The 20519-nt window shown below is 70.4% G+C and carries 20 protein-coding genes and 1 riboswitch; of the genes, 12 read left to right on the top strand and 8 right to left on the bottom strand.

The window, feature by feature from the left end; translation table 11 throughout:
- Positions 1-8 precede the first annotated feature (8 nt).
- The gene (locus tag C4J65_RS23325; protein ID WP_115744141.1) at positions 9-917 is read left to right on the top strand and encodes a pyridoxal-phosphate dependent enzyme; all 909 of its coding nucleotides are present in this window, start codon (positions 9-11) and stop codon (positions 915-917) included.
- A gap of 50 nt (positions 918-967) precedes the next feature.
- On the opposite strand, the gene C4J65_RS23320 is transcribed toward C4J65_RS23325, so the two are convergent.
- Positions 968-2560, bottom strand: a complete 1593-nt coding sequence (locus tag C4J65_RS23320) for a Na+/H+ antiporter (protein ID WP_115744140.1) — start codon at positions 2558-2560, stop codon at positions 968-970.
- A gap of 61 nt (positions 2561-2621) precedes the next feature.
- Between C4J65_RS23320 and C4J65_RS23315 the strand changes: the two genes are divergently transcribed.
- From C4J65_RS23315 to C4J65_RS23305, 3 genes are all read left to right on the top strand, one after another.
- Entirely contained in the window at positions 2622-2882 is a 261-nt protein-coding gene (locus C4J65_RS23315; RefSeq protein WP_109033359.1) for a UBP-type zinc finger domain-containing protein, read from the top strand.
- A 248-nt stretch (positions 2883-3130) separates the two neighbouring features.
- Positions 3131-3544 (top strand): anti-sigma regulatory factor, encoded by a 414-nt coding sequence (locus C4J65_RS23310; RefSeq protein WP_003973726.1) that lies wholly within the window; start codon positions 3131-3133, stop codon positions 3542-3544.
- Between the two features lie 23 nt (positions 3545-3567).
- A complete protein-coding gene (locus C4J65_RS23305) occupies positions 3568-4632 on the top strand; it encodes an RNA polymerase sigma factor SigF (RefSeq protein ID WP_162833309.1) in 1065 nt (354 codons plus the stop codon).
- Between the two features lie 19 nt (positions 4633-4651).
- On the opposite strand, the gene C4J65_RS23300 is transcribed toward C4J65_RS23305, so the two are convergent.
- Entirely contained in the window at positions 4652-5110 is a 459-nt protein-coding gene (locus tag C4J65_RS23300; protein ID WP_115744138.1) for a hypothetical protein, read from the bottom strand.
- 127 nt (positions 5111-5237) lie between these two features.
- On the opposite strand from C4J65_RS23300, the gene C4J65_RS23295 reads away from it, so the two are divergent.
- Both C4J65_RS23295 and C4J65_RS23290 read left to right on the top strand, forming a co-directional pair.
- Positions 5238-6206, top strand: a complete 969-nt coding sequence (locus C4J65_RS23295; RefSeq protein ID WP_115746595.1) for a diacylglycerol kinase family protein — start codon at positions 5238-5240, stop codon at positions 6204-6206.
- A gap of 320 nt (positions 6207-6526) precedes the next feature.
- Positions 6527-6784 (top strand): WhiB family transcriptional regulator, encoded by a 258-nt coding sequence (locus C4J65_RS23290; protein WP_003973730.1) that lies wholly within the window; start codon positions 6527-6529, stop codon positions 6782-6784.
- Positions 6785-7075: 291 nt separating this feature from the next.
- Here C4J65_RS23290 and C4J65_RS23285 read toward each other — a convergent pair whose 3' ends face one another.
- Positions 7076-8551, bottom strand: coding sequence for a PAS domain-containing sensor histidine kinase (locus C4J65_RS23285; RefSeq protein WP_115744137.1), 1476 nt, complete (start codon positions 8549-8551; stop codon positions 7076-7078).
- Between the two features lie 428 nt (positions 8552-8979).
- Positions 8980-9636: a TetR/AcrR family transcriptional regulator gene (locus C4J65_RS23280; protein ID WP_115746594.1), complete on the bottom strand. Its 657-nt coding sequence runs from the start codon at positions 9634-9636 to the stop codon at positions 8980-8982.
- 94 nt (positions 9637-9730) lie between these two features.
- On the opposite strand from C4J65_RS23280, the gene C4J65_RS23275 reads away from it, so the two are divergent.
- Both C4J65_RS23275 and nagB read left to right on the top strand, forming a co-directional pair.
- The gene (locus tag C4J65_RS23275; protein WP_115744136.1) at positions 9731-10483 is read left to right on the top strand and encodes an SDR family oxidoreductase; all 753 of its coding nucleotides are present in this window, start codon (positions 9731-9733) and stop codon (positions 10481-10483) included.
- 134 nt (positions 10484-10617) lie between these two features.
- Positions 10618-11403: a glucosamine-6-phosphate deaminase gene (nagB, locus tag C4J65_RS23270; RefSeq protein WP_115744135.1), complete on the top strand. Its 786-nt coding sequence runs from the start codon at positions 10618-10620 to the stop codon at positions 11401-11403.
- Between the two features lie 308 nt (positions 11404-11711).
- On the opposite strand, the gene C4J65_RS23265 is transcribed toward nagB, so the two are convergent.
- From C4J65_RS23265 to dasA, 4 genes are all read right to left on the bottom strand, one after another.
- Positions 11712-13202: a glycoside hydrolase family 3 protein gene (locus C4J65_RS23265; RefSeq protein ID WP_115744134.1), complete on the bottom strand. Its 1491-nt coding sequence runs from the start codon at positions 13200-13202 to the stop codon at positions 11712-11714.
- 8 nt (positions 13203-13210) lie between these two features.
- A complete protein-coding gene (locus C4J65_RS23260) occupies positions 13211-14041 on the bottom strand; it encodes a carbohydrate ABC transporter permease (protein ID WP_115744133.1) in 831 nt (276 codons plus the stop codon).
- The gene (locus C4J65_RS23255) at positions 14038-15024 is read right to left on the bottom strand and encodes a sugar ABC transporter permease (RefSeq protein ID WP_115744132.1); all 987 of its coding nucleotides are present in this window, start codon (positions 15022-15024) and stop codon (positions 14038-14040) included. Before C4J65_RS23255 ends, C4J65_RS23260 begins: the two co-directional genes overlap by 4 nt.
- A gap of 88 nt (positions 15025-15112) precedes the next feature.
- Positions 15113-16390, bottom strand: coding sequence for a N,N'-diacetylchitobiose ABC transporter substrate-binding protein DasA (dasA, locus tag C4J65_RS23250; protein WP_115744131.1), 1278 nt, complete (start codon positions 16388-16390; stop codon positions 15113-15115).
- Positions 16391-16845: 455 nt separating this feature from the next.
- On the opposite strand from dasA, the gene C4J65_RS23245 reads away from it, so the two are divergent.
- The 4 genes from C4J65_RS23245 to C4J65_RS23230 all read left to right on the top strand — a co-directional run bounded on the left by C4J65_RS23245 (position 16846) and on the right by C4J65_RS23230 (position 20237).
- Positions 16846-17610: a GntR family transcriptional regulator gene (locus C4J65_RS23245; protein WP_115744130.1), complete on the top strand. Its 765-nt coding sequence runs from the start codon at positions 16846-16848 to the stop codon at positions 17608-17610.
- Positions 17611-17755: 145 nt separating this feature from the next.
- Positions 17756-18052, top strand: coding sequence for a DUF3311 domain-containing protein (locus tag C4J65_RS23240; RefSeq protein WP_162833308.1), 297 nt, complete (start codon positions 17756-17758; stop codon positions 18050-18052).
- Positions 18049-19659 (top strand): sodium:solute symporter family protein, encoded by a 1611-nt coding sequence (locus tag C4J65_RS23235; RefSeq protein ID WP_115744128.1) that lies wholly within the window; start codon positions 18049-18051, stop codon positions 19657-19659. The genes C4J65_RS23240 and C4J65_RS23235 overlap by 4 nt, the downstream gene beginning before the upstream one ends.
- 71 nt (positions 19660-19730) lie before the next feature.
- Positions 19731-20237 (top strand): GNAT family N-acetyltransferase, encoded by a 507-nt coding sequence (locus C4J65_RS23230; RefSeq protein ID WP_115746593.1) that lies wholly within the window; start codon positions 19731-19733, stop codon positions 20235-20237.
- A 103-nt stretch (positions 20238-20340) separates the two neighbouring features.
- Positions 20341-20438: riboswitch (cobalamin riboswitch) on the top strand.
- Positions 20439-20519 lie beyond the last annotated feature (81 nt).

The following is a 20519-nucleotide window of genomic DNA, read 5'->3' as shown; positions in this document are numbered from 1 at the left end:
ATGACGGGGTGACCGGCACCGATACCCGTGAGCTCGCCGCCCTGCGGCCCCGTCTGCCCTCTCCGCTGCACGAGGCGGCCGACGGACGGTTCGAGCGACACGGGGTCCGGCTGCTGCTCAAGCGGGACGATCTGATCCACCCCGAGCTGGTCGGCAACAAATGGCGCAAGCTGGCGCCGAATCTCGCCACGGCCCGCGGGCGCACCGTCGTCACGTTCGGCGGCGCCTACTCCAACCACCTGCGGGCCGCGGCCGCGGCCGGCCGGCTGCTCGGGCTGCCCACCGTGGGCGTGGTCCGCGGTCAGGAGCTGGCCGGGCTGCCGCTCAACCCCTCACTGGCCCGGTGCGCCGCCGACGGGATGCGGCTGCACTTCGTCGACCGCGCGACGTACCGGCGCAAGTCCGAACCCGAGACCCTGACGGCCCTCCTGCGCGCGGTGGGCGCCGAGGGCGCCGTCGTCGTCCCCGAGGGCGGCAGCAACGCGGAGGCGGTCCGCGGCTGCCGCGCGCTGGGCGAGGAGCTGGGCGCGCACGCCGACGTGGCCGCCGTCGCCTGCGGCACCGGCGGCACGCTCGCCGGGCTGGCCGCGGGGCTCGGCCGGGGGCGGCGGGCCCTCGGGATACCCGTTCTCAAGGGCGGCTTCCTGGAGAGTGACATACGGCGGCTCCAGGAGCGCGCGTTCGGCGGGCCGCGCGGCGACTGGAGCCTGGAGGACCGCTTCCACCACGGCGGGTACGCCCGCACGACGCCCGGGCTGGACGCCTTCGCCGAGGACTTCGAACACCGCCACGGCCTCCCCGTGGAGCGTGTCTATGTCGCCAAGATGCTGTACGCCCTGCTCGCCCTCACCGAGGAGGGCGCCTTCCCGCGGGGGACGACCCTGGCGGCGGTCGTCACCGGCCGGCCCTTCCCCTGAGCGGATCAGGACCCCCGCCGCCCGACCCGCCCGGGCACCCCTGCGCCCGCTCAGGTCGCTTCCCGGTACGCGGCGGCCTCCTCCAGGTCCAGCCGGCGCAGCAGGGTCCGGAGCATCTCGTCGTCGATGTAGCGGCCGTCCCGCAGCCGGACGAAGACCTCGCGCTCGGCGCTGATCATCTCCCTGGAGAGCCGTCGGTAGGTGTCGTCGACCGTTTCGCCGGTGACGGGATTGACCTGGCCGAGCCGTTCCCAGACGGCGTTTCGGCGCCGCTCCAGGACCATGCGGAGGCGGTCGGCGAGCGGCGCCGGCAGGGTGTTGCGCTCGTCGGCGAGCAGGTCGTCCAGGCGCAGTTCCGCGACCCGCGAGGCCTGCGCCTGGGCGTTGGCCTCCGCCAGCGTCTCCGCCTGCACGTCGTGCGCCGGAAAATCCAGCAGGCGGATCAGCGGCGGCAGGCTGACGCCCTGGACGACCAGTGTGCCGATGACCGTGGTGAAGGTGAGGAACAGGATGAGGTTGCGCTCGGGGAAGGGCTCGCCTCCGTGCACGGTGAGCGGGATGGAGAACGCGATGGCCAGGGAGACCACGCCCCGCATCCCGGCCCAGCCGATCACGAACGGCCCCTTCCAGGAGAGGTCGCCCTCGCGCGCGCGTACCCGTGCCGACAGCCGGGGCAGGAACGTCGCCGGGTACACCCACACGAACCTCGCCACGGCGACCACCAGGAAGACGGCGAGGGCGTACCAGGCGGCGTCGGCCCCCTCGTACTCCCCCAGGCCCTTGAGGACGACGGGCAGCTGGAGTCCGATGAGGGCGAACACGGCCGACTCCAGGACGAACGCGACCATCTTCCACACCGCCTCCTCCTGGAGACGGGTGGCGAAGTCGACCTCCCACGCGCGGTGGCCGAGGTAGAGCGCGACGACGACCACGGCGAGCACCCCGGAGGCGTGCACCTGCTCGGCGACCGCGTAGGCGACGAACGGGATCAGCAGGGAGAGCGTGTTCTGCAGCAGCGCCTCCGTCAGGTGGGTGCGCAGCCAGTGCAGCGGCACCATCAGGACCAGCCCGACGCCGACGCCGCCCACCGCCGCGATGAGGAACTCGCCGATCCCGCCGGCCCAGGTCGCCCCCTCGCCGACGGCGGCGGCGAGCGCCACCTTGAAGGCGGTGATCGCGGTGGCGTCGTTCACCAGGGACTCGCCCTGGAGGATCGTGGTGATCCGGGAGGGCAGCCCCACGCGGCGGGCGACCGCGGTGGCCGCGACGGCGTCCGGGGGCGCCACGACCGCCCCGAGCACCAGGGCCGCGGTCAGCGGCAGCCCCGGCACGATGAGGTACGCGGCGCAGCCGACGACGAAGGTGGCGAACAGGACGTAGCCCACGGACAGCAGCGCGACGGGCCGGGCCTGCGCCCGCAGGTCCAGGTAGGAGCTGTCGGTGGCCGCCGTGTAGAGCAGCGGGGGCAGCAGCAGGGGCAGGACGATGTGCGGGTCGAGGGTGTAGTCGGGCACACCGGGCACGTAGCTCACCGCCAGGCCCACCGCGACCAGGAGCAGCGGCACCGGCACGGGTACGCGTCGTCCCGCCGCGGCGACCACGGCGCTGCCCGCCACCAGCAACAGCAGCGGCATCACGTCCATCGTCCTCGCCCGCCCTCGTTTTCCGCGCGGTCATCCGCACAGCCGTCGTAACCTGGCAATCATGAAACAGTGCACGCACGCCGACGCGCTGCCGCACCCGGAACCCGAGCCGTGCGGCGAGACCTGTCCGGAGTGTCTGGCCGAGGGCACGGACCCGGTGCAGCTGAGGCTGTGTCTCATCTGCGGTCATGTCGGCTGCTGCGACTCCTCGCCGAACCGGCACGCGACGGCGCATTACAAGGAGAGCGGCCACCCCGTGATGCGGACCTTCGAACCCGGGGAGAGCTGGCGCTGGTGCTTCGTCGATCACGTCCTGGTGTGACCTCTGCCCGGGACGGTTCGACCGTCTGACGTCTGGGTACGTCAACCCGGCGCGCGCTCTTCCGATTTGGGCCCGCCGACCCCCTAGCCACTGTGCGTGTTCGCGTGTTTACTATGAGTGACAGCACGGGGTTGGGGTCTCGGGGACAGGAAACTTCGGAGCGCGATAACGTCACCGCTGAACCACGTATCGCGTTACCCGAGGGTGTCCCTCGGCCCTGTAACGCTTGTACCACCTTGGAGGTGAGGGTGTCCCAGATCGCAGGCGAGCCCGCGACCCAGGACTTCGTCGAAGTCCGGCTGCCGGCCGCGGGTGCCTACCTGTCGGTGCTGCGTACGGCGACGGCCGGCCTCGCAGCTCGTTTGGACTTCACCCTCGACGAGATCGAGGACCTGCGCATCGCAGTCGACGAGGCCTGCGCGATCCTGCTGCAGCAGGCCGTGCCCGGCTCGGTGCTCAGTTGCGTCTTCCGCCTCGTCGACGACTCGCTCGAGGTCACCGTCTCGGCCCCGACCACGGACGGCCACGCGCCGTCGCGGGACACCTTCGCCTGGACGGTGCTCTCCGCCCTCGCGGGCAAGGTCTCCTCCGCCGTGGACGAGGACAAAACCGTTTCGATCAGCCTCTACAAACAGCGCGGCGCGGGACCCGGGCCGACGTGAGGGACGGGGACGGGGACGGGCCGGTGCGGGACGAAGAGCGCGGTACACGGGAGCTGCCGGCCGAGGGCACACGTCCTCCGAACGAGGCGCGACGCACGGCGGACGGCATCGACGGCATCCCCGAGCAGGCCCGGCCGCATCCGGAGGACGAGACCTCGCCCGAGGCCGTCCTTCCGGGCGACGGGCAGCGGACCGGGGAGACCCCGGTCCGGCCCGTCCGAGCGGAGGCGAGGGCTCGGGAAAGGGCAACGGGCGGGACGATGAGCGAGCACGAGCGACACTCCGAGGGCCACGCGCCGGGTGCACGGGGCACGCAGGGCACACGGCACGACCCGCAGGACCGCAGCGGCGCGCGCCTCCTGTTCGCCGAGCTGCGCACGCTGACGAAGGACAGCACGGAGTACGCGGAGCTGCGCAATCGGCTGGTCCGCATGCACCTGCCGCTGGTCGAGCACCTCGCGCGCCGCTTCCGCAATCGCGGCGAGCCCCTGGACGACCTGACCCAGGTCGCCACCATCGGCCTGATCAAGTCGGTGGACCGCTTCGACCCGGACCGCGGAGTGGAGTTCTCCACGTACGCGACCCCCACGGTCGTCGGCGAGATCAAGCGGCACTTCCGGGACAAGGGCTGGGCGGTGCGCGTCCCGCGCCGGCTCCAGGAGCTGCGGCTGGCCCTGACGACGGCCACGGCGGAGCTGTCCCAGCTGCACGGCCGCTCCCCCACGGTCCACGAGCTGGCCGAGAAGCTGGCGATCTCGGAGGAGGAGGTCCTGGAGGGCCTGGAGTCGGCCAACGCGTACTCCACGCTGTCCCTGGACGTCCCGGACACCGACGACGAGTCCCCGGCGGTCGCCGACACGCTCGGCGCCGAGGACGAGGCCCTGGAGGGCGTCGAGTACCGGGAGTCGCTCAAGCCGCTTCTCGAGGACCTGCCACCGCGGGAGAAGCGCATCCTGCTGCTGCGCTTCTTCGGCAACATGACCCAGTCCCAGATCGCGCAGGAGGTCGGCATCTCCCAGATGCACGTGTCGCGGCTGCTGGCCCGCACGCTGGCACAGCTGCGGGAGAAGCTGCTGGTCGAGGAGTAGCCGCCGGTCCGCTGGCGCCCTACGGCTGCTTTCCGGCGTTGCCGGGCCCCCGGATACCGAGGGCCTGGGTGGTCGTCGGATTGACGAGCAGCACCAGCGCGGTGACGGCCACGACACCGAGCACGATGCCCGCCGGAATGGCCAGGCTGTCGGCCCGCACCATGTTGTAGGCGACGGGCAGCGCCATGATCTGCGTGATCACGGCGGGCCCCCGGCTCCAGCCGCGTCGGGCGATCAGTCCGCGGGCGGCGAGCAGCGGCAGCAGGGCGAGGACGATCAGGGTGACTCCGCCGGTGACGGCCGAGGTCCGGTCGTCGGGGTGTCCGGTGAGGCCCTCCACGAGCATCCAGCCGCCGCCGACGACGAGCGCCAGCCCCTCCAGTGCGGCGATCGCGGCCGCGGCGGTCAGCCGGCCGGGGCGGGGGCCCGCCTCTTCGGCGGCTGCGGAGGCGGGGGTGGGGGTCTGCTCACTGCTCACCCCGAAAGGGTAGCCCTCGGCGCACCCGCGTCCTCCGCGGTGTCCCACGCATCACGCGTGCCGTCCGCCGGTGACCATCCTCACCTCGGTCTGGGCCGAGTACCACCCAGTAGGTACCCTGCACACCATGCGTGCACTCCTCGTGGTCAATCCGGCGGCAACCACCACGAGCGCGCGCACGCGCGACGTGCTGATCCACGCGCTCGCGAGCGAGATGAAGCTGGAGGCGGTCACCACCGAGTACCGCGGCCACGCGCGCGACCTCGGCCGGCAGGCGGCACGGAGCGACGACATCGACCTGGTGGTGGCCCTCGGTGGCGACGGCACGGTGAACGAGGTCGTCAATGGTCTGCTGCACGCGGGCCCCGACCCGGACCACCTGCCCGGTCTCGCGGTGGTCCCGGGCGGTTCCACCAACGTCTTCGCCCGCGCCCTCGGCCTGCCCAACCACGCGGTGGAGGCCACCGGAGCCCTCCTGGACGCCCTGCGCGAGGGCAGCGAGCGGACCGTCGGGCTGGGCCTGGCGTCAGGCACGCCGGGCTCGGAGGACGAGGCGGTTCCGGCCCGGTGGTTCACCTTCAACGCCGGTCTGGGCTTCGACGCCGGCGTGGTCGGCCGTGTCGAGCAGCACCGCGAGCGCGGCAAGAAGTCGACGCACGCCCTCTACGTCCGCCAGGTGGTGCGTCAGCTCATCGGCGAGCCGCACCGCCGCAGCGGGACGATCACTCTGGAGCGTGCGGGCGAGGACCCGGTCACCGATCTGGTCCTGTCCATAGTTTCGAACACCTGCCCCTGGACGTTCCTCGGGAATCGCCCGATCTACGCCTCTCCCGAGGCGTCGTTCGACACCGCCCTCGACGTGTTCGGCCTCAGCCGGCTGTCGACGGCCGCGGTTGCCCGGTATGGCACCCAGTTGCTCACTTCGTCCCCCGAGCGCGGGCCGCGGGGCCGCCATGCGGTCTCCCTGCACGATCTGACCGACTTCACCTTGCATTCGAAGGTGCCCCTGCCCCTTCAGATGGACGGTGACCACCTGGGGTTGCGGACCAGCGTGACGTTCACAGGCGTACGCCGTGCACTGCGTGTGATTGTGTGAGCAGAAGGGGCGAAAGTCCTTTCACTCGAACGTTTAGACCAGGATCCACCCCATGGAAGTACGGCTGTGACCTAGTCGACACCGAAGAATCAAAAAAAACTTTCCGGAAGGGGTTGTATCCGCCGCCGAGGTTTGCGAGTCTCTTCTTGGCGATCGGGACAGCCCGCAGGACCGGCATCCACAGATCACCGGAACCCCTCTTCAAACCACAGGACCACGCCAGGGAACCTGGCGGTAGGCCCTTCCCTTGTTGAGGGATTCGTGAAAGCGTTCACATTCACAAGCATCCCAGCATGTAATACCAAGGAGAGGTAGCAGCCATGGACTGGCGTCACCGCGCCGTTTGCCGCGAGGAAGACCCCGAGCTCTTCTTCCCCATCGGCAACACCGGTCCCGCGCTGCTGCAGATCGAGGAAGCCAAGGCCGTCTGCCGTCGCTGCCCCGTCATGGAGCAGTGCCTGCAGTGGGCGCTCGAGTCCGGCCAGGACTCCGGCGTCTGGGGTGGTCTCAGCGAGGACGAGCGCCGCGCAATGAAGCGCCGTGCCGCCCGCAACCGGGCTCGTCAGGCCTCCGCCTGACAACCCACCCCTACTGACAGCCTCAGCTTGGCGGCGCGTACAGCGAGTACGCATCCCCCGCTCCCGAGCCGCAGCGCGCAGTACCCCCGATGCGCATCGGACGATGTATCGCACGAGCACTGGCCTCGGACCTTCACCGGTCCGGGGCTTTTTGCTGTGCCCGCTTCCGGCGCCCCTCCCCCGTTCCCCTCGCCCGTTCCCCTCGCCCATTCCCCTCGCCCATTCCCCTCGCCCGTTCCGCTCCCCCGTTCGGCTCGCGCTGCTCCTCGTTCTCTCGTGCGGCTTCCCGTGCTACTTCTCTGCGGGTACCGGGATGTCGAGGATCACGCGGCACCCGCGCTCCGCGGCCTGGACCATGTCGAAGGCGCCGCCCAGTTCGCCCTCCACCAGGGTGCGGACGATCTGCAGGCCGAGGTTGCCGGAGCGGTGCGGATCGAAGTCCTCGGGCAGGCCGACCCCGTCGTCCTGGACGGTGACCAGCAGCCGGGCCTCCTTGGTCGTACCGCCGCGCACCGCGGAGACCTCGACCGTGCCGGTGTCGCCGTCCCGGAAGCCGTGCTCCAGGGCGTTCTGCAGCACCTCGGTCAGGACCATGGAGAGCGGGGTGGCGACCTCGGCGTCGAGGATGCCGAAGCGTCCGGTGCGCCGGCCGGTGACCTTCCCCGGCGAGATCTCCGCCACCATCGCCAGCACGCGGTCGGCGATCTCGTCGAACTCCACGCGCTCATCCAGGTTCTGGGAGAGCGTCTCGTGCACGATCGCGATCGAGCCGACCCGGCGCACGGCCTCCTCCAGCGCCTCGCGGCCCCGGTCGGACTCGATGCGCCGGGCCTGCAGGCGCAGCAGGGCCGCCACCGTCTGGAGGTTGTTCTTCACCCGGTGGTGGATCTCCCGGATGGTGGCGTCCTTGGTCATCAATTCGCGTTCCCGGCGGCGCAGTTCCGTCACGTCGCGCAGGAGGACCAGCGAACCGATGCGGGTGCCCTTGGGTTTGAGCGGGATCGCGCGGAACTGGATCACGCCGTCGTGCGCCTCGATCTCGAACTCGCGCGGCGCCCAGCCGCTGGCCACCTTGGCGAGCGCCTCGTCCACCGGTCCGCGGGAGGGGGCGAGCTCGGCGGTGGTGCGGCCGAGGTGATGCCCCACCAGGTCGGCGGCCAGGCCCATGCGGTGGTAGGCCGACAGCGCGTTCGGGGAGGCGTACTGGACGATGCCGTCGCCGTCCACCCGGATCAGGCCGTCGCCGACGCGGGGCGAGGCGTCCATGTCGACCTGCTGGTTCTCGAACGGGAAGGCGCCGGCCGCGATCATCTGGGCGAGGTCGGAGGCGCTCTGCAGGTAGGTGAGCTCCAGCCGGCTCGGCGTGCGCACCGTGAGCAGGTTGGTGTTGCGGGCGATGACTCCGAGGACGCGTCCCTGGCGGCGTACGGGGATGGACTCGACGCGGACCGGGACCTCCTCGCGCCACTCCGGGTCGCCCTCGCGCACGATGCGGCCCTCGTCCAGGGCGGCGTCCAGCATGGGGCGCCGCCCGCGCGGGACGAGGTGGCCGACCATGTCGTCCTGGTACGAGGTGGGTCCGGTGTTGGGCCGCATCTGAGCCACGGAGACGTAGCGGGTGCCGTCGCGGGTGGGAACCCACAGGACCAGGTCGGCGAAGGAGAGGTCGGAGAGAAGCTGCCACTCCGAGACCAGCAGATGGAGCCACTCGAGGTCGGAGTCGTCGAGCGCGGTGTGCTGGCGTACGAGTTCGTTCATGGAGGGCACGGAGCTGAGCGTACCTGGCGGTACGGACAGCGCCCGAAACCAGCCACTCTCCCCTGCGCCCCCGCCCTCGACGTGGCCGGCCGGACCCCCGGAAACACCCGCGGGCCGCGGCGCCTGAGAGGGACCCTCAGCCCTCTCGGCACCGCAGCCCGGAGCAACATCGGCCGTGGGGTGTGCGGTCCCGGTCGGCCGAAGGATGAGGAGCCGGAGCAGTCAGGGCAGAGAGCGCCGGTTCCTCGGTCCGCCCTCCTGTGCGGGGAGGGCGGAAGTCTGACGATCACCTTGCGTGAGCGACACGGTCAGTTCCTCAGCAACCATTGTGGACTAGACCACTAACCGTGTCCATGCGGTGGACGTCGTTTGTTGTTGGTGACTCGTGCCGACCGCACCACCGTCCGGGCAGCCGCCAGAAGCCTAACCCTGTTGGCTCAGCCTCGGGGCCAGACCGCCAGGGCAATTTCCGCGAGCGCCTCCAGCTCCGCCCGGCTCGCGCCGTCGCGCGCCTGCTGGGACATGCCCTGGATCATCGCGCCGGTGTACCGGGCGAGGGCGGCGGCGTCCGTGTCCGGCGGCAGTACGCCCTCGTCGACGTCGGCACCGATCCGGCTCTCGATGGCGGCGATGTTCGCGTTGCGCCGCTCCCGCAGGGACTCCTCCACCTCGGCGGTCGAGCAGTTGGCGGCCGCGTGGATGACGAGGCAGCCGTGCGGCCGGCCGGGGGCCGTGTACTCGGCGGCGGCCTCGCGCAGCATCCTCTCTATGCCCGCACGCGCGGTCGGCTCCTCGGCGAGAGCGCGCTCGCCGAACGAGCCGTACCGCACCCCGTACACCTGGACGACCTCCTCGAAGAGCGAACGCTTGTCGCCGAAGGCGGCATAGAGGCTCGGAGCCCCGATGTCCATGACCCGCGTCAGGTCGGAGACGGACGTGGCCTCGTACCCGTGCTCCCAGAACGCCAGCAACGCGGCCTCCAGTGCCGTCGCCCGGTCGAAGGAGCGCGGGCGGCCGCGGGTCCTGGCCGCGCCCCTTCGACCGGGCGACGGCGCAGGCGCCCCGGACCGTTCACTCTTCTCACCGCTCACCATGGAGTGCATTTTATAGCGACCACTAGAAAAAAGTCGCCGCCCCGTTGTACTGTCATTTCTGTAGCGACCACTAGCGAAATAAGGGGGCGTCGGGATGGGCGTGCTTGCGGGCAGGACGGCACTCGTCACGGGGGCGAGCAGGGGCATCGGGCGTGGCATCGCGGAGCGGCTGGGCCGCGACGGCGCCCGGGTCGCGGTGCACTACGGGAGGAACGAGGCGGCGGCGAAGGAGACGGTCGCCGCGATCGAGGCGGGGGGCGGCTCGGCGTTCACGGTCAAGGCCGACCTGGGCGCTCCGGGTGCCGCCGAGGCCCTGTGGGAGCAGTTCGACAGACACGTCGAAGGTTTGGACGTGCTGGTGAACAACGCGGGGATCGGCAGCACCCGCCCCATAGGCGAGATAGGGGAGGCGGAGTACGACGCGGTCTTCACGGTCAATGTGAAGGCGCCGTTCTTCATCCTCAAGCACGGCATGGGGCGGCTGCGCGACGGCGGCCGGGTCATCAACATCTCGTCGGGCCTGGCCCGCACGGCGGTGATGCCGGACAACATGGCGTACGCGATGACGAAGGGCGCGCTGGACGTGTTCTCCCGCGACCTCTCCAAGGTGCTGGGCACCCGGGGCATCACGGTGAACTCGGTGGCGCCCGGCATCATCGACACGGACAACACGGCCGGGATGCTGCACGGGAGCGAGGGCGGCTGGGAGCGGGCGGCGGCGTTCTCCGCGCTGGGCGGGGTGGGGGCGCCGGCCGAGGTGGCCGACGTGGTCGCGTTCCTCGCCTCGCACGGGGGCCGCTGGGTCACGGGAAGCTGGGTGGACGCCACGGGAGGTTCACTGACCTGACACCACGGCCGGAACAACGCCACCCGGCTGACCGTTTCAGCGCGACCGCGCGGTGCCGCTCTGTTAGATTGGTCTAAACCACATAGCCAGTCCCGGGCCCCGGGTGAGTCCTCTCTTCGAAACGGCAGGCCAGCGTGGAAGTTGTCATCGTTCCCGATGCCAAGGCGGGCGGCGAACTCATAGCCGAAGCCATGGCACAGCTGCTCCGGCGCAAGCCCGACGCCCTGCTCGGAGTGGCCACCGGTTCGACGCCGCTGCCCGTGTACGAGGCGCTGGCGGCCAAGGTGCGCTCGGGTGCCGTGGACACCGCGCGGGCGCGGATCGCCCAGCTCGACGAGTACGTGGGGCTGCCCGCGGAGCACCCGGAGTCCTACCGCTCGGTGCTGCGGCGTCAGGTGCTCGAACCACTGGGCATCGGTATGGACGCGTTCATGGGCCCCGACGGTACGGCCGCGGACGTGCAGGCGGCGTGCGAGGCCTATGACGCGGCGCTGGGTGGGACCGGCGGGGTCGACCTCCAGCTGCTGGGCATCGGCACCGACGGGCACATCGGCTTCAACGAGCCGTGTTCCTCGCTCGCCTCGCGGACGCGGATCAAGACCCTGACCGAGCAGACCCGGGTCGACAACGCGCGCTTCTTCGACGGTGACATCGAGCAGGTGCCGCACCACGTGATCACCCAGGGCATCGGCACCATCCTGGAGGCGCGGCACGTGGTGCTGCTCGCCACCGGCGAGGGCAAGGCCGACGCGGTCGCCGCGAGCGTCGAGGGTCCGGTCGCGGCCGTGTGCCCGGCCTCCGCCCTGCAGCTGCACCCGCACGCCACGGTCGTCGTCGACGAGGCCGCCGCGTCCAAGCTGAAGCTCGCCGACTACTTCCGGCACACCTTCGCCCACAAGCCGGACTGGCAGGGCATCTGACCCTCCCGGTCCGCGCCCGCGGAGCGGACACCACGCGCGAACGGCGCCGGATCCCGTCGGAAGGGGACCCTGCGCCGTAGTCGTACCCACGCGCGCCCGGCCCACCGTCCGCACTCGCACCCGCCCGCGCACCCGGCCCACCGTCCGCACCCGCACCCGCACCCGCACCCGCGACGGTCTGCCGCGCTCTCGTCCGGGCACGCCCGCCCGGGGGCCCGATGAACACCCGGCGCCGGGCGAGCGTCCGCGCGCGAAGGCGCCGGTCCCGCCAAGGGACCGGCGCCTTCGGTGTGGCGACGGGGTGTTCGTCAGACGCCCGCGACGGCCTCCGCCGCCGCTCGGCCGCAGACGCGGGCCGCGCCGTGGGTGGCCAGGTGGAGGGCGCCGCGGGGCTCCGCACGCGGGACGCCCATCTCGACGACGATCGTGTCGGGACGGGCCGCCAGCAGGACGTCGAGGGCCGCCGCCATCCAGGGGTGACGGTGCTCGTCGCGGACGACGGCGACGATGCGCCGGGAGCCCGCCGCGGCCAGTGCCTCGCGGCCGGCGTCGGCCCCGTTGAAGCTGCCGGTCTCCGTGCCCGGAAGCAGACGGCCCAGCTCGGCGGCCACGCCCCACGGGGTCTCGTCGCCGACCGCGATGTTCGCCACCGGGGTGAGCGCGGCGACGTACGGCGCCTCGGTGAGCGGGGCGGACTCCCCGGCGGCGGTGACGCGCAGCGCGCGGCGGGCCGCGCGCAGGCCCACGTCACCGTCCGCGGCGTCCGAAGCCCCGTCGGCGGGACGGTTCTCCGCGGCCCACCGGGACAGGGAGCGGACGCGTTCGGCGGCGTCGGCCAGGCGCTCCTCGGGCAGTTCGCCCGCGCGGACGGCCTCGACCAGCGCGTCGCTCAGCCGCCGTACGGTGCCCTCGTCGTGCAGGCCGCCGCCCACGCAGATCGCGTCGGCACCGGCGGCGATGGCCATGACGGTGCCGCGTTCGATGCCGTAGGTGCCGGCGATGGCCTTCATCTCGATGCCGTCGGTGACGATGAGCCCGTCGTAGCCCAGTTCGCCGCGGAGCAGGTCGGTCAGGATGCGCCGGGACAACGTTGCCGGGAGCTCCGGGTCCAGGGCCGGGACCAGGATGTGGGCGCTCATCACCGCGCGGCTGCCGGCGGCGATGGCGGCGCGGAAGGGGACCAGGTCGCGTGCGGCCAGCACGTCGGCGCCCACGTCGATGCGCGGCATGGCGTGGTGGGAGTCGATGCCCGTGTCGCCGTGGCCCGGGAAGTGCTTGGCGGAGGTGGCCACGCCCGCGGACTGCATCCCCGTGATGTAGGCGGCGGTGTGCCGGGCGACCAGGTCGGTGTCGGAGCCGAAGGCGCGCACCCCGATCACCGGGTTGTCCGGGTTGGAGTTCACGTCGGCGGACGGCGCCCAGTTGAAGTTGACGCCCGAGGCGGCGAGCCGGCGGCCCAGTTCCGCGGCCACCGCCCGGGTGAGCCCGACGTCGTCCACCGCGCCGAGGGCGTGGTTGCCGGGGAAGGAGGAGCCGGTGCGCACCTCGAGGCGGGTGACGTCGCCGCCCTCCTCGTCGATCGCGACCAGCAGGTCCTCGCGCTCGGCGCGCAACTGTGCGGTCAGGGCGGCCACCTGCTCGGGCGAGGTGACGTTGCGCCCGAACAGGGCGACGGACGCCAGCCCTTCGCCGATGCGGCGCAGCAGCCAGTCGGGGGCGGTGGTGCCGGCGAAGCCGGGCTGGAGGACGGTGAGCGCGTCGCGCGTGAGGGTGTCGGTGGCCCTGGCGAGGGTCGTCATCGGTGGTGCTATCCCTTCACGGCGCCGGCGGTCAGGCCACTGACGGCCTTGCGCTGGAGGTAGACGAAGAGGATCAGGATCGGGATGGCGAACAGGGAGGAGGCGGCCATGGTCGCGCCCCAGTTGTCGCCGAAGACGGTCTGGAAGCTGGTCAGCCACAGCGGCAGGGTCTGGGACTCCGCCTCCTTGTTGACGACCAGGACGAGCGGCAGCTCGTTCCAGGCGGTGATGAAGCCGAACATCGAGGTGGACATCAGGCCCGGCGCGAGCAGCGGCAGGATGACGCGGCGGAAGGCCTGGGCCCGGGTGCAGCCGTCGACCATCGCCGACTCCTCCAGCTCCTTCGGCACGGCGGCGACGAAGCCGCGCAGTGTCAGGATGGTGAAGGGCAGGATCATCATCATGTAGAAGAGCGTGAGCGGCACCAGGCTGTTCAGCATCGACGCGTCGCGCACGATCATGTAGATCGCGATGACCATGACTTCCCAGGGCGCCATCTGGGCGAGCATGAAGCCGACGATGAAGCCCCGCCGCCCCTTGAACCGCATCCGCGCCAGGGCGAAGGACCCGGCCAGCGCGATGACCAGCGAGAAGACGACCGCGCAGACAGTGACGATGAGCGAGTTGCTCACGTACGTCCAGAAGTGGTCGGCCTCGATCGCGGTCTTGAAGTGCTCGAAGGTGACGTCGGTCGGGAACCAGACCGGGTCCTCCGAGATGATGTCACCGGTCGGCTTGAAGGCCGTGGCGAACATCCAGTAGACGGGGAAGACGAGGCCGATGAACAGGACGACGGCCGTGACGTTGGGCCACACGCGGCCGAAGAGCGAGCGCTTCACAGCTCGTCCTCCTCTTGCTTGAGCACGATCCTGAGGTAGTACGCGGTCAGGCCGAGCAGGATCAGGATGGTCAGGACCGCGATCGCCGCGCCCATGCCGTAGTGCTGGTTGCCGACGCCCTCGATGTAGGCGTAGACGGGCAGGATCTCGGTGAGACGGTCCGGTCCGCCGCCGTTGAACGTGTAGACCTGCACGAACGCCTTGAAGATCCAGATGACTTCGAGGAACGTCGTCGCGTAGAGGAACGGGCGCAGGAACGGCAGGGTGACCGAGGTGAAGCTGCGCCACATGCCGGCCCCGTCGAGGGCGGCGGCCTCGTACAGCTCGTCGGGGATGGTGGTGGTCGCCGCGTACAGGTTGATCGCGACGAACGGGACGGACATCCAGACGATCAGCACGGTGACGACGAAGAAGGTCGAGAACTGGCTGCCGGTCCAGCTGAAGTCGGCCATGGAGTGCCAGCCGAGCTTGTCGAGCACCCAGTTGACGACGCCGAAGCGCTGGGCGAAGAGCCACTGGTAGACGGTGGTCGCGGCGACCACGGGCATGGCCCACGCGAGTACCAGGCCGATCATCAGCACGAACCGCATCAGCCTGCCGAGGCGGGCGAGCAGCAGTCCGATCAGACCGCCCACCACCATGGTGAGGACGACGTTGACCGCGGTGAAGATGATGGAACGGAGGGTGACGCGCCAGAAGTCCTCGCCGGTGAGGACCTCCTTGTAGTTGTCGAAGCCGGTCCACTCGGTGACGTGCTGGATCAGCTGCGCCATGTTGAGGTTCTGGAAGGACAGCAGGCCGTCCTTCACCAGCGGCCAGCCGAGCAGCAGCACGGTGGCCGCGGCGGCGGGCAGCAGCAGCAGATACGGGGCCAGCGCCCCGGCGCGCGACGCGGCTCTCGCTCTGGGCCCGCCGGTTCCCCCACCGTCCGCCTTGCGGACGTCCGACGGGCCTGAGGGCGGCCGTTCGGTCTGCACGGTCATGCTCGCGGTCTCTCTCTTCTCGACCTGTTCACCTCGACGCCGGGGCGGGGGCCGTCGTGTGTCAGCCCCCGCCCCGGCTCACCCGGTGCTACTGCTGCTGCGCCAGGCGCTTGTTGAACTCGCCCTCGACCTGCTTGGCGGCCTCGGCCGGGGACTTCCCCTTCATGACGGCCGTCAGGTACGTCTTGATCGGGTTCGGGTCGTTCTCGACGGCGGCCCACTCCGGGATCAGCGGCGTGGTGTCACCGGTACCGGCGGCCGGCGCGGCGGCCTCGGCGGCGGCGTTGCCCTTCAGGTTGCTCTGCAGCGCCTCCTTGTTCGGGATGACGCCGTTGGCCTTGGCCAGCCCGCCCTCGTACTTGTCGGAGAGCGCGAGCTTCAGGAACTCCTTGGCCAGGTCCTGCTTCTTGCTGCCCGCGGCGACGGCCAGGTTGGAGCCGCCGAGGAAGACGCCCTCGGGCTTGTCCGCCGTGGGGCCGGGGATGGTGAAGTAGCCGAGGTCCTTCTCGATCGCCGGGTTGGTGGCGATCGCGGTGGCGCCCTCCCAGCCCATGCCGATGAAGGAGCCGGTCTTGCCCTTGGCGAAGATCTCACCCTGCTGCGGGGTGGCCTCGTCCTTGTCCTTGGGCGCCTTGGAGAGGGCCTGGAACTTCTTGTAGGTCTCGGTGGCGGCGGCGACCTTCGGGTCGGACAGGTTGGAGACGTACTTGTCGCCGTCCTTCTTGACCAGCTCGCCGCCCTCGCCGATGACCAGGCCCACGAAGTGGTACCAGTTCTGGCCGGGCAGGTAGATCGGCTCGGCGTCGGTCTTCTCGCCGATCGTCTTGAGGTCGTTGTAGAACTCGTCGCGGGTCTTGGGCAGTTCCTTGATACCCGCGTCCGCCCAGATCTTCTTGTTGTAGACGACGACGCGGTTGACCACGAACCACGGGGCCGCGTACTGCTTGCCGTCGAACACGGCGGACTTGTTGAGGGACTCGGACCAGTCGGTGCCGATCTCGCCCTTCAGGTCGCTCAGGTCGGAGAGGCCGCCGGTCTTGGCGTAGGCCGGGGTCTGGGTGTTGCCGATCTCGAAGACGTCGGGCGGGTTCTCCTCGGAGAGGGCGGTGGTCAGCTTCTGCTGGATGCCGTTCCACTTCTGGATCTCGAACTTGACCTTGGCCTTGGTCTTCGCCTCGAACTCCTTGGCGAGGTCCGCCTGCCAGTCGTCGGGCGAGGAGCCGTCCATCACCCAGACGGTGAGCGTCTCGCCGGCGTAGCCGTCGGCCCCGGCCTTCTTGTCGTCGTCACCGCTGTCGCCCCCGCACGCGGCGATCGAGACCATCATGCCCGCGATACCGATCGCGGCTATAAGCTTGCGCTTCACGCCAACCCTCCTCAGGGATGCCACACAACCCCCCTGCCTCCCCGCGGTTGCTCGTCGACGCGGACCGCCCATGGGGCCGGGACCTGGACCAATGGTGTAGACCAGTACGGGGAGCTTGGCCCAGACCAATAGGCCTGTCAAGGGTGTTCAAACCCAGTCCTTGCCTCCGTGATGGGACCGAGATATGCAGGGACCTTTCATTGCGCAAGCGACAGATCGGGCGGACCGGGACCGGGTGTACCACCCCCCACCGAATGACGTGCCGCGACGACTCCGAACGCGCGTACCAGCGACGGCTGACCCCGCTATGGACTAGACCAAGGGTGTTCCCGCGGGTATACAGAAGGGATCACGGAGCGTGCGGGGGTCATCCCGGCACGAAGCCGTGCCACGATGTGAGCCGTGGCCGACAGGGATAGCGGTCGCTTCGGCACCCGGAGCCGGGAAGGCAGAGCATGAGCACCGACGTCAGCAGTGCGGAGAACGAGGGTGGGGCGACCGTCCGTACCGCGCGCGTGCCCAAGTACTACCGTCTGAAGAGGCATCTGCTCGACATGACCCGGACCCAGACCCCGGGCACACCGGTCCCGCCGGAGCGCACCCTGGCCGCCGAGTTCGACACCTCGCGCACCACCGTGCGCCAGGCCCTGCAGGAGCTGGTCGTCGAGGGACGCCTGGAGCGCATCCAGGGCAAGGGCACCTTCGTCGCCAAGCCCAAGGTGTCGCAGGCGCTGCAACTCACCTCGTACACCGAGGACATGCGGGCCCAGGGTCTCGAACCGACCTCTCAGCTGCTGGACATCGGCTACATCACCGCCGACGACCGGCTGGCCGGGCTGCTGGACATCACGGCCGGCGGCCGGGTGCTGCGCATCGAGCGGCTGCGCATGGCCAACGGCGAGCCGATGGCGATCGAGACCACCCACCTCAGCGCGAAGCGCTTCCCCGCCCTGCGCCGCTCCCTGGTGAAGTACACGTCCCTCTACACCGCGCTCGCCGAGGTGTACGACGTCCATCTCGCCGAGGCCGAGGAGACCATCGAGACCTCCCTGGCCACCCCGCGCGAGGCCGGCCTGCTCGGCACCGACGTGGGCCTGCCCATGCTGATGCTCTCCCGGCACTCGCAGGACCGCACCGGTCAGCCGGTGGAGTGGGTGCGGTCGGTCTACCGGGGCGACCGCTACAAGTTCGTGGCCCGCCTCAAGCGACCCCAGGACTAGTACATACCCGGCATATCCCCCCGCACGCGGGCGCGAAGTTGCGGTTGAGGACCGATATACGGACGAGGTCTTCCGCTGTCTTGACACCGTCACCTACATTTCGTGCGCACTGCACGAGGTGATCAGCGAGGGGACGGAGCCGCGCATGTCAGAAGACACAGAAGTGAGCAGAGAACCGGTGGTGACGCCGGTGCGCGTCGTCATCGGGCTCTGTCTTGTCGCACCGTTCGTCGCCATGCTGTGGGTCGGTTCGTACAGCAAGACGGACCCGGCCTTCATCGGCATCCCGTTCTTCTACTGGTACCAGATGGCCTGGGTGCTGATCTCCACCCTGCTGACGGTGACCGCGTACAAGCTGTGGCAGCGCGACCAGCGCGGGCGCGCCGCCCACTCCTCCGCCTCCTCCGCCTCCTCCGCCCCGAAGGGTGGTGAGTCGCGATGAACGACGGCGTGAACGGCGTCGCACTCGCCGTCTTCATCTTCTTCTTCGTCCTCGTCACCGCCATGGGCTTCCTGGCCGCCCGCTGGCGCCGGGCCGAGAACGAGCACAGCCTCGACGAGTGGGGCCTCGGCGGCCGCTCGTTCGGCACCTGGGTCACCTGGTTCCTGCTGGGCGGCGACCTGTACACCGCGTACACCTTCGTGGCCGTCCCGGCGGCGATCTACGCGGCGGGCGCGTCCGGCTTCTTCGCGGTGCCGTACACGATCCTGGTCTACCCGCTGATCTTCACCTTCCTGCCCCGCCTGTGGTCGGTCTCGCACAAGCACGGATACGTGACGACCTCGGACTTCGTGCGCGGACGGTTCGGCTCCAAGGGCCTGTCGCTGGCGGTGGCCGTCACCGGCATCCTGGCGACCATGCCGTACATCGCGCTCCAGCTGGTCGGCATCCAGGCCGTGCTGGACGTGATGGGCCTCGGCGGCGGCGAGGACACCAACTGGTTCGTCAAGGACCTGCCGCTGCTGATCGCCTTCGGTGTGCTGGCGGCGTACACGTACTCGTCGGGGCTGCGCGCGCCCGCGCTGATCGCGTTCGTCAAGGACACGCTGATCTACATCGTCATCGCGGTGGCGATCATCTACATCCCGATCAAGCTGGGCGGGTTCGACGACATCTTCGCGTCGGCGAGCGACAAGTTCACCGAGGCGGGCAAGGGCGGGGTGGTACCGGACGCGGGGGGCCAGTGGACGTACGCGACCCTCGCGCTCGGCTCGGCCCTGGCGCTCTTCATGTACCCGCACTCGATCACCGCCACGCTGTCCTCGCGCAGCCGTGAGGTGATCCGCCGCAACACCACGATCCTGCCGCTGTACTCGCTGATGCTGGGCCTGCTCGCGCTGCTCGGCTTCATGGCGATCGCGGCCGGGGTCAAGGTGGACAACGGCCAGCTGGCGATCCCGCAGCTGTTCGAGAACATGTTCCCGGACTGGTTCGCGGGCGTGGCCTTCGCGGCGATCGGCATCGGCGCCCTGGTCCCGGCGGCGATCATGTCGATCGCGGCCGCGAACCTGTTCACCCGCAACATCTACAAGGACTTCATCAAGCCGGACGCCACGCCGCAGCAGGAGACCAAGGTCTCCAAGCTGGTGTCGCTCCTGGTGAAGGTGGGCGCGCTGATCTTCGTCCTGGGCATGGACAAGACCGTCGCGATCAACTTCCAGCTGCTGGGCGGCATCTGGATCCTGCAGACCTTCCCGGCCCTGGTCGGCGGCCTGTTCACGCGCTGGTTCCACCGCTGGGCGCTGCTCGGCGGCTGGGCGGTCGGCATGATCTACGGCACGGTCGCCGCCTACGGCGTGGCCTCGCCGACGCAGAAGCACTTCGGCGGCTCCTCCGACGAGATCCCCGGAATCGGCGAGATCGGCTACATCGGTCTCACCGCCTTCGTGCTGAACGTCCTGGTCACCGTGGTCCTGACCTTCGTCCTGAGGGCGGTCAAGGCGCCCGACGGCATCGACGAGACCAAGCCGTCCGACTACACGGCGGACGCCGGCGACCCCGGCGTCCAGGCGGAACTGCCGCCGGCCACGGCGGGCAGCTCGCACTAGCGGCGCTGTTCAGCGGGCCGCCGGAGAAATCCGGCGGCCCGTTGTCGTACCCGTCGGGCACACTCGGCGTCATGGACTTCGTGATCCGGCGGGCGACGGCCGAGGAGTACGACACCCTCGGCGAGATCACCGCGCAGGCCTACCTGCGCGACGGCCTCCTCGACTTCGGGGAGAGCGACTCCTATCTGGACGAGCTGCGCGACGTGGCCAGGCGCGCGGCGGCCGCCGAGGTGCTGGTGGCCGTGGCCGACGGCCGGGTGCTCGGCGGCGCGACCTTCGTGCCGTCCGGCGGCCCCATGGCGGACATCGCGCGCCCCGGCGAGGCCGAGATACGCATGCTCGCCGTCGCCCGCGAGGCACGCGGTCGCGGGGCGGGCGAGGCCCTCGTGCGGGCCTGCGCCGACCGCGCGCGGGCCGTCGAGGGCTGTCGGAGCGTCGTGCTGTCGACCCAGCGCACCATGCGCACCGCTCACCGCCTCTACGAGCGCCTGGGCTTCGTCCGCACGCCCGACCGCGACTGGAATCCGCTGCCGGAGCTGGACGACATCACGCTGCTCACCTACGAACTGACGCTCTGACGCGGCCGCCGCACACCGTCACAACACCCCGCCGGGACACAACATCTGGGGGTGCTCGCGCCCCCCGGCACAAGATGTATGCTCATGCTCGCTGTCGCCGCAGGGGAATCCGGTGCGAATCCGGAACTGTCCCGCAACGGTGTACTTGCGTGCATCCGTACGTCTTCGCACGTGCGCGCACGCCTGTCCAGTCCGAGGACCTGCCGACGGTGCGCCCGGCCGCCTTGGCCCGGGTGCCATGTCGTCCGGGCCTCGTGGAGTGGGCCGGTGGACGCGGACGCC

Source organism: Streptomyces sp. CB09001 (assembly GCF_003369795.1).
Lineage (GTDB): Bacteria > Actinomycetota > Actinomycetes > Streptomycetales > Streptomycetaceae > Streptomyces.
The sequence above is the reverse complement of the archived record's forward strand: the minus strand, read 5'-3'. Positions and strand labels throughout refer to the sequence as shown.

Excerpts from the sequence above, each read along its gene's own strand:
- C4J65_RS23320 (WP_115744140.1), bottom strand. The coding sequence starts at position 2,560 with ATGGACGTGATGCCGCTGCTGTTGCTGGTGGCGGGCAGCGCCGTGGTC.
- C4J65_RS23315 (WP_109033359.1), top strand. The coding sequence starts at position 2,622 with ATGAAACAGTGCACGCACGCCGACGCGCTGCCGCACCCGGAACCCGAG.
- C4J65_RS23295 (WP_115746595.1), top strand. The coding sequence starts at position 5,238 with ATGCGTGCACTCCTCGTGGTCAATCCGGCGGCAACCACCACGAGCGCG.
- C4J65_RS23290 (WP_003973730.1), top strand. The coding sequence starts at position 6,527 with ATGGACTGGCGTCACCGCGCCGTTTGCCGCGAGGAAGACCCCGAGCTC.
- C4J65_RS23280 (WP_115746594.1), bottom strand. The coding sequence starts at position 9,636 with ATGGTGAGCGGTGAGAAGAGTGAACGGTCCGGGGCGCCTGCGCCGTCG.
- C4J65_RS23275 (WP_115744136.1), top strand. The coding sequence starts at position 9,731 with ATGGGCGTGCTTGCGGGCAGGACGGCACTCGTCACGGGGGCGAGCAGG.
- C4J65_RS23265 (WP_115744134.1), bottom strand. The coding sequence starts at position 13,202 with ATGACGACCCTCGCCAGGGCCACCGACACCCTCACGCGCGACGCGCTC.
- C4J65_RS23255 (WP_115744132.1), bottom strand. The coding sequence starts at position 15,024 with ATGACCGTGCAGACCGAACGGCCGCCCTCAGGCCCGTCGGACGTCCGC.
- C4J65_RS23245 (WP_115744130.1), top strand. The coding sequence starts at position 16,846 with ATGAGCACCGACGTCAGCAGTGCGGAGAACGAGGGTGGGGCGACCGTC.
- C4J65_RS23240 (WP_162833308.1), top strand. The coding sequence starts at position 17,756 with ATGTCAGAAGACACAGAAGTGAGCAGAGAACCGGTGGTGACGCCGGTG.
- C4J65_RS23235 (WP_115744128.1), top strand. The coding sequence starts at position 18,049 with ATGAACGACGGCGTGAACGGCGTCGCACTCGCCGTCTTCATCTTCTTC.
- C4J65_RS23230 (WP_115746593.1), top strand. The coding sequence starts at position 19,731 with ATGGACTTCGTGATCCGGCGGGCGACGGCCGAGGAGTACGACACCCTC.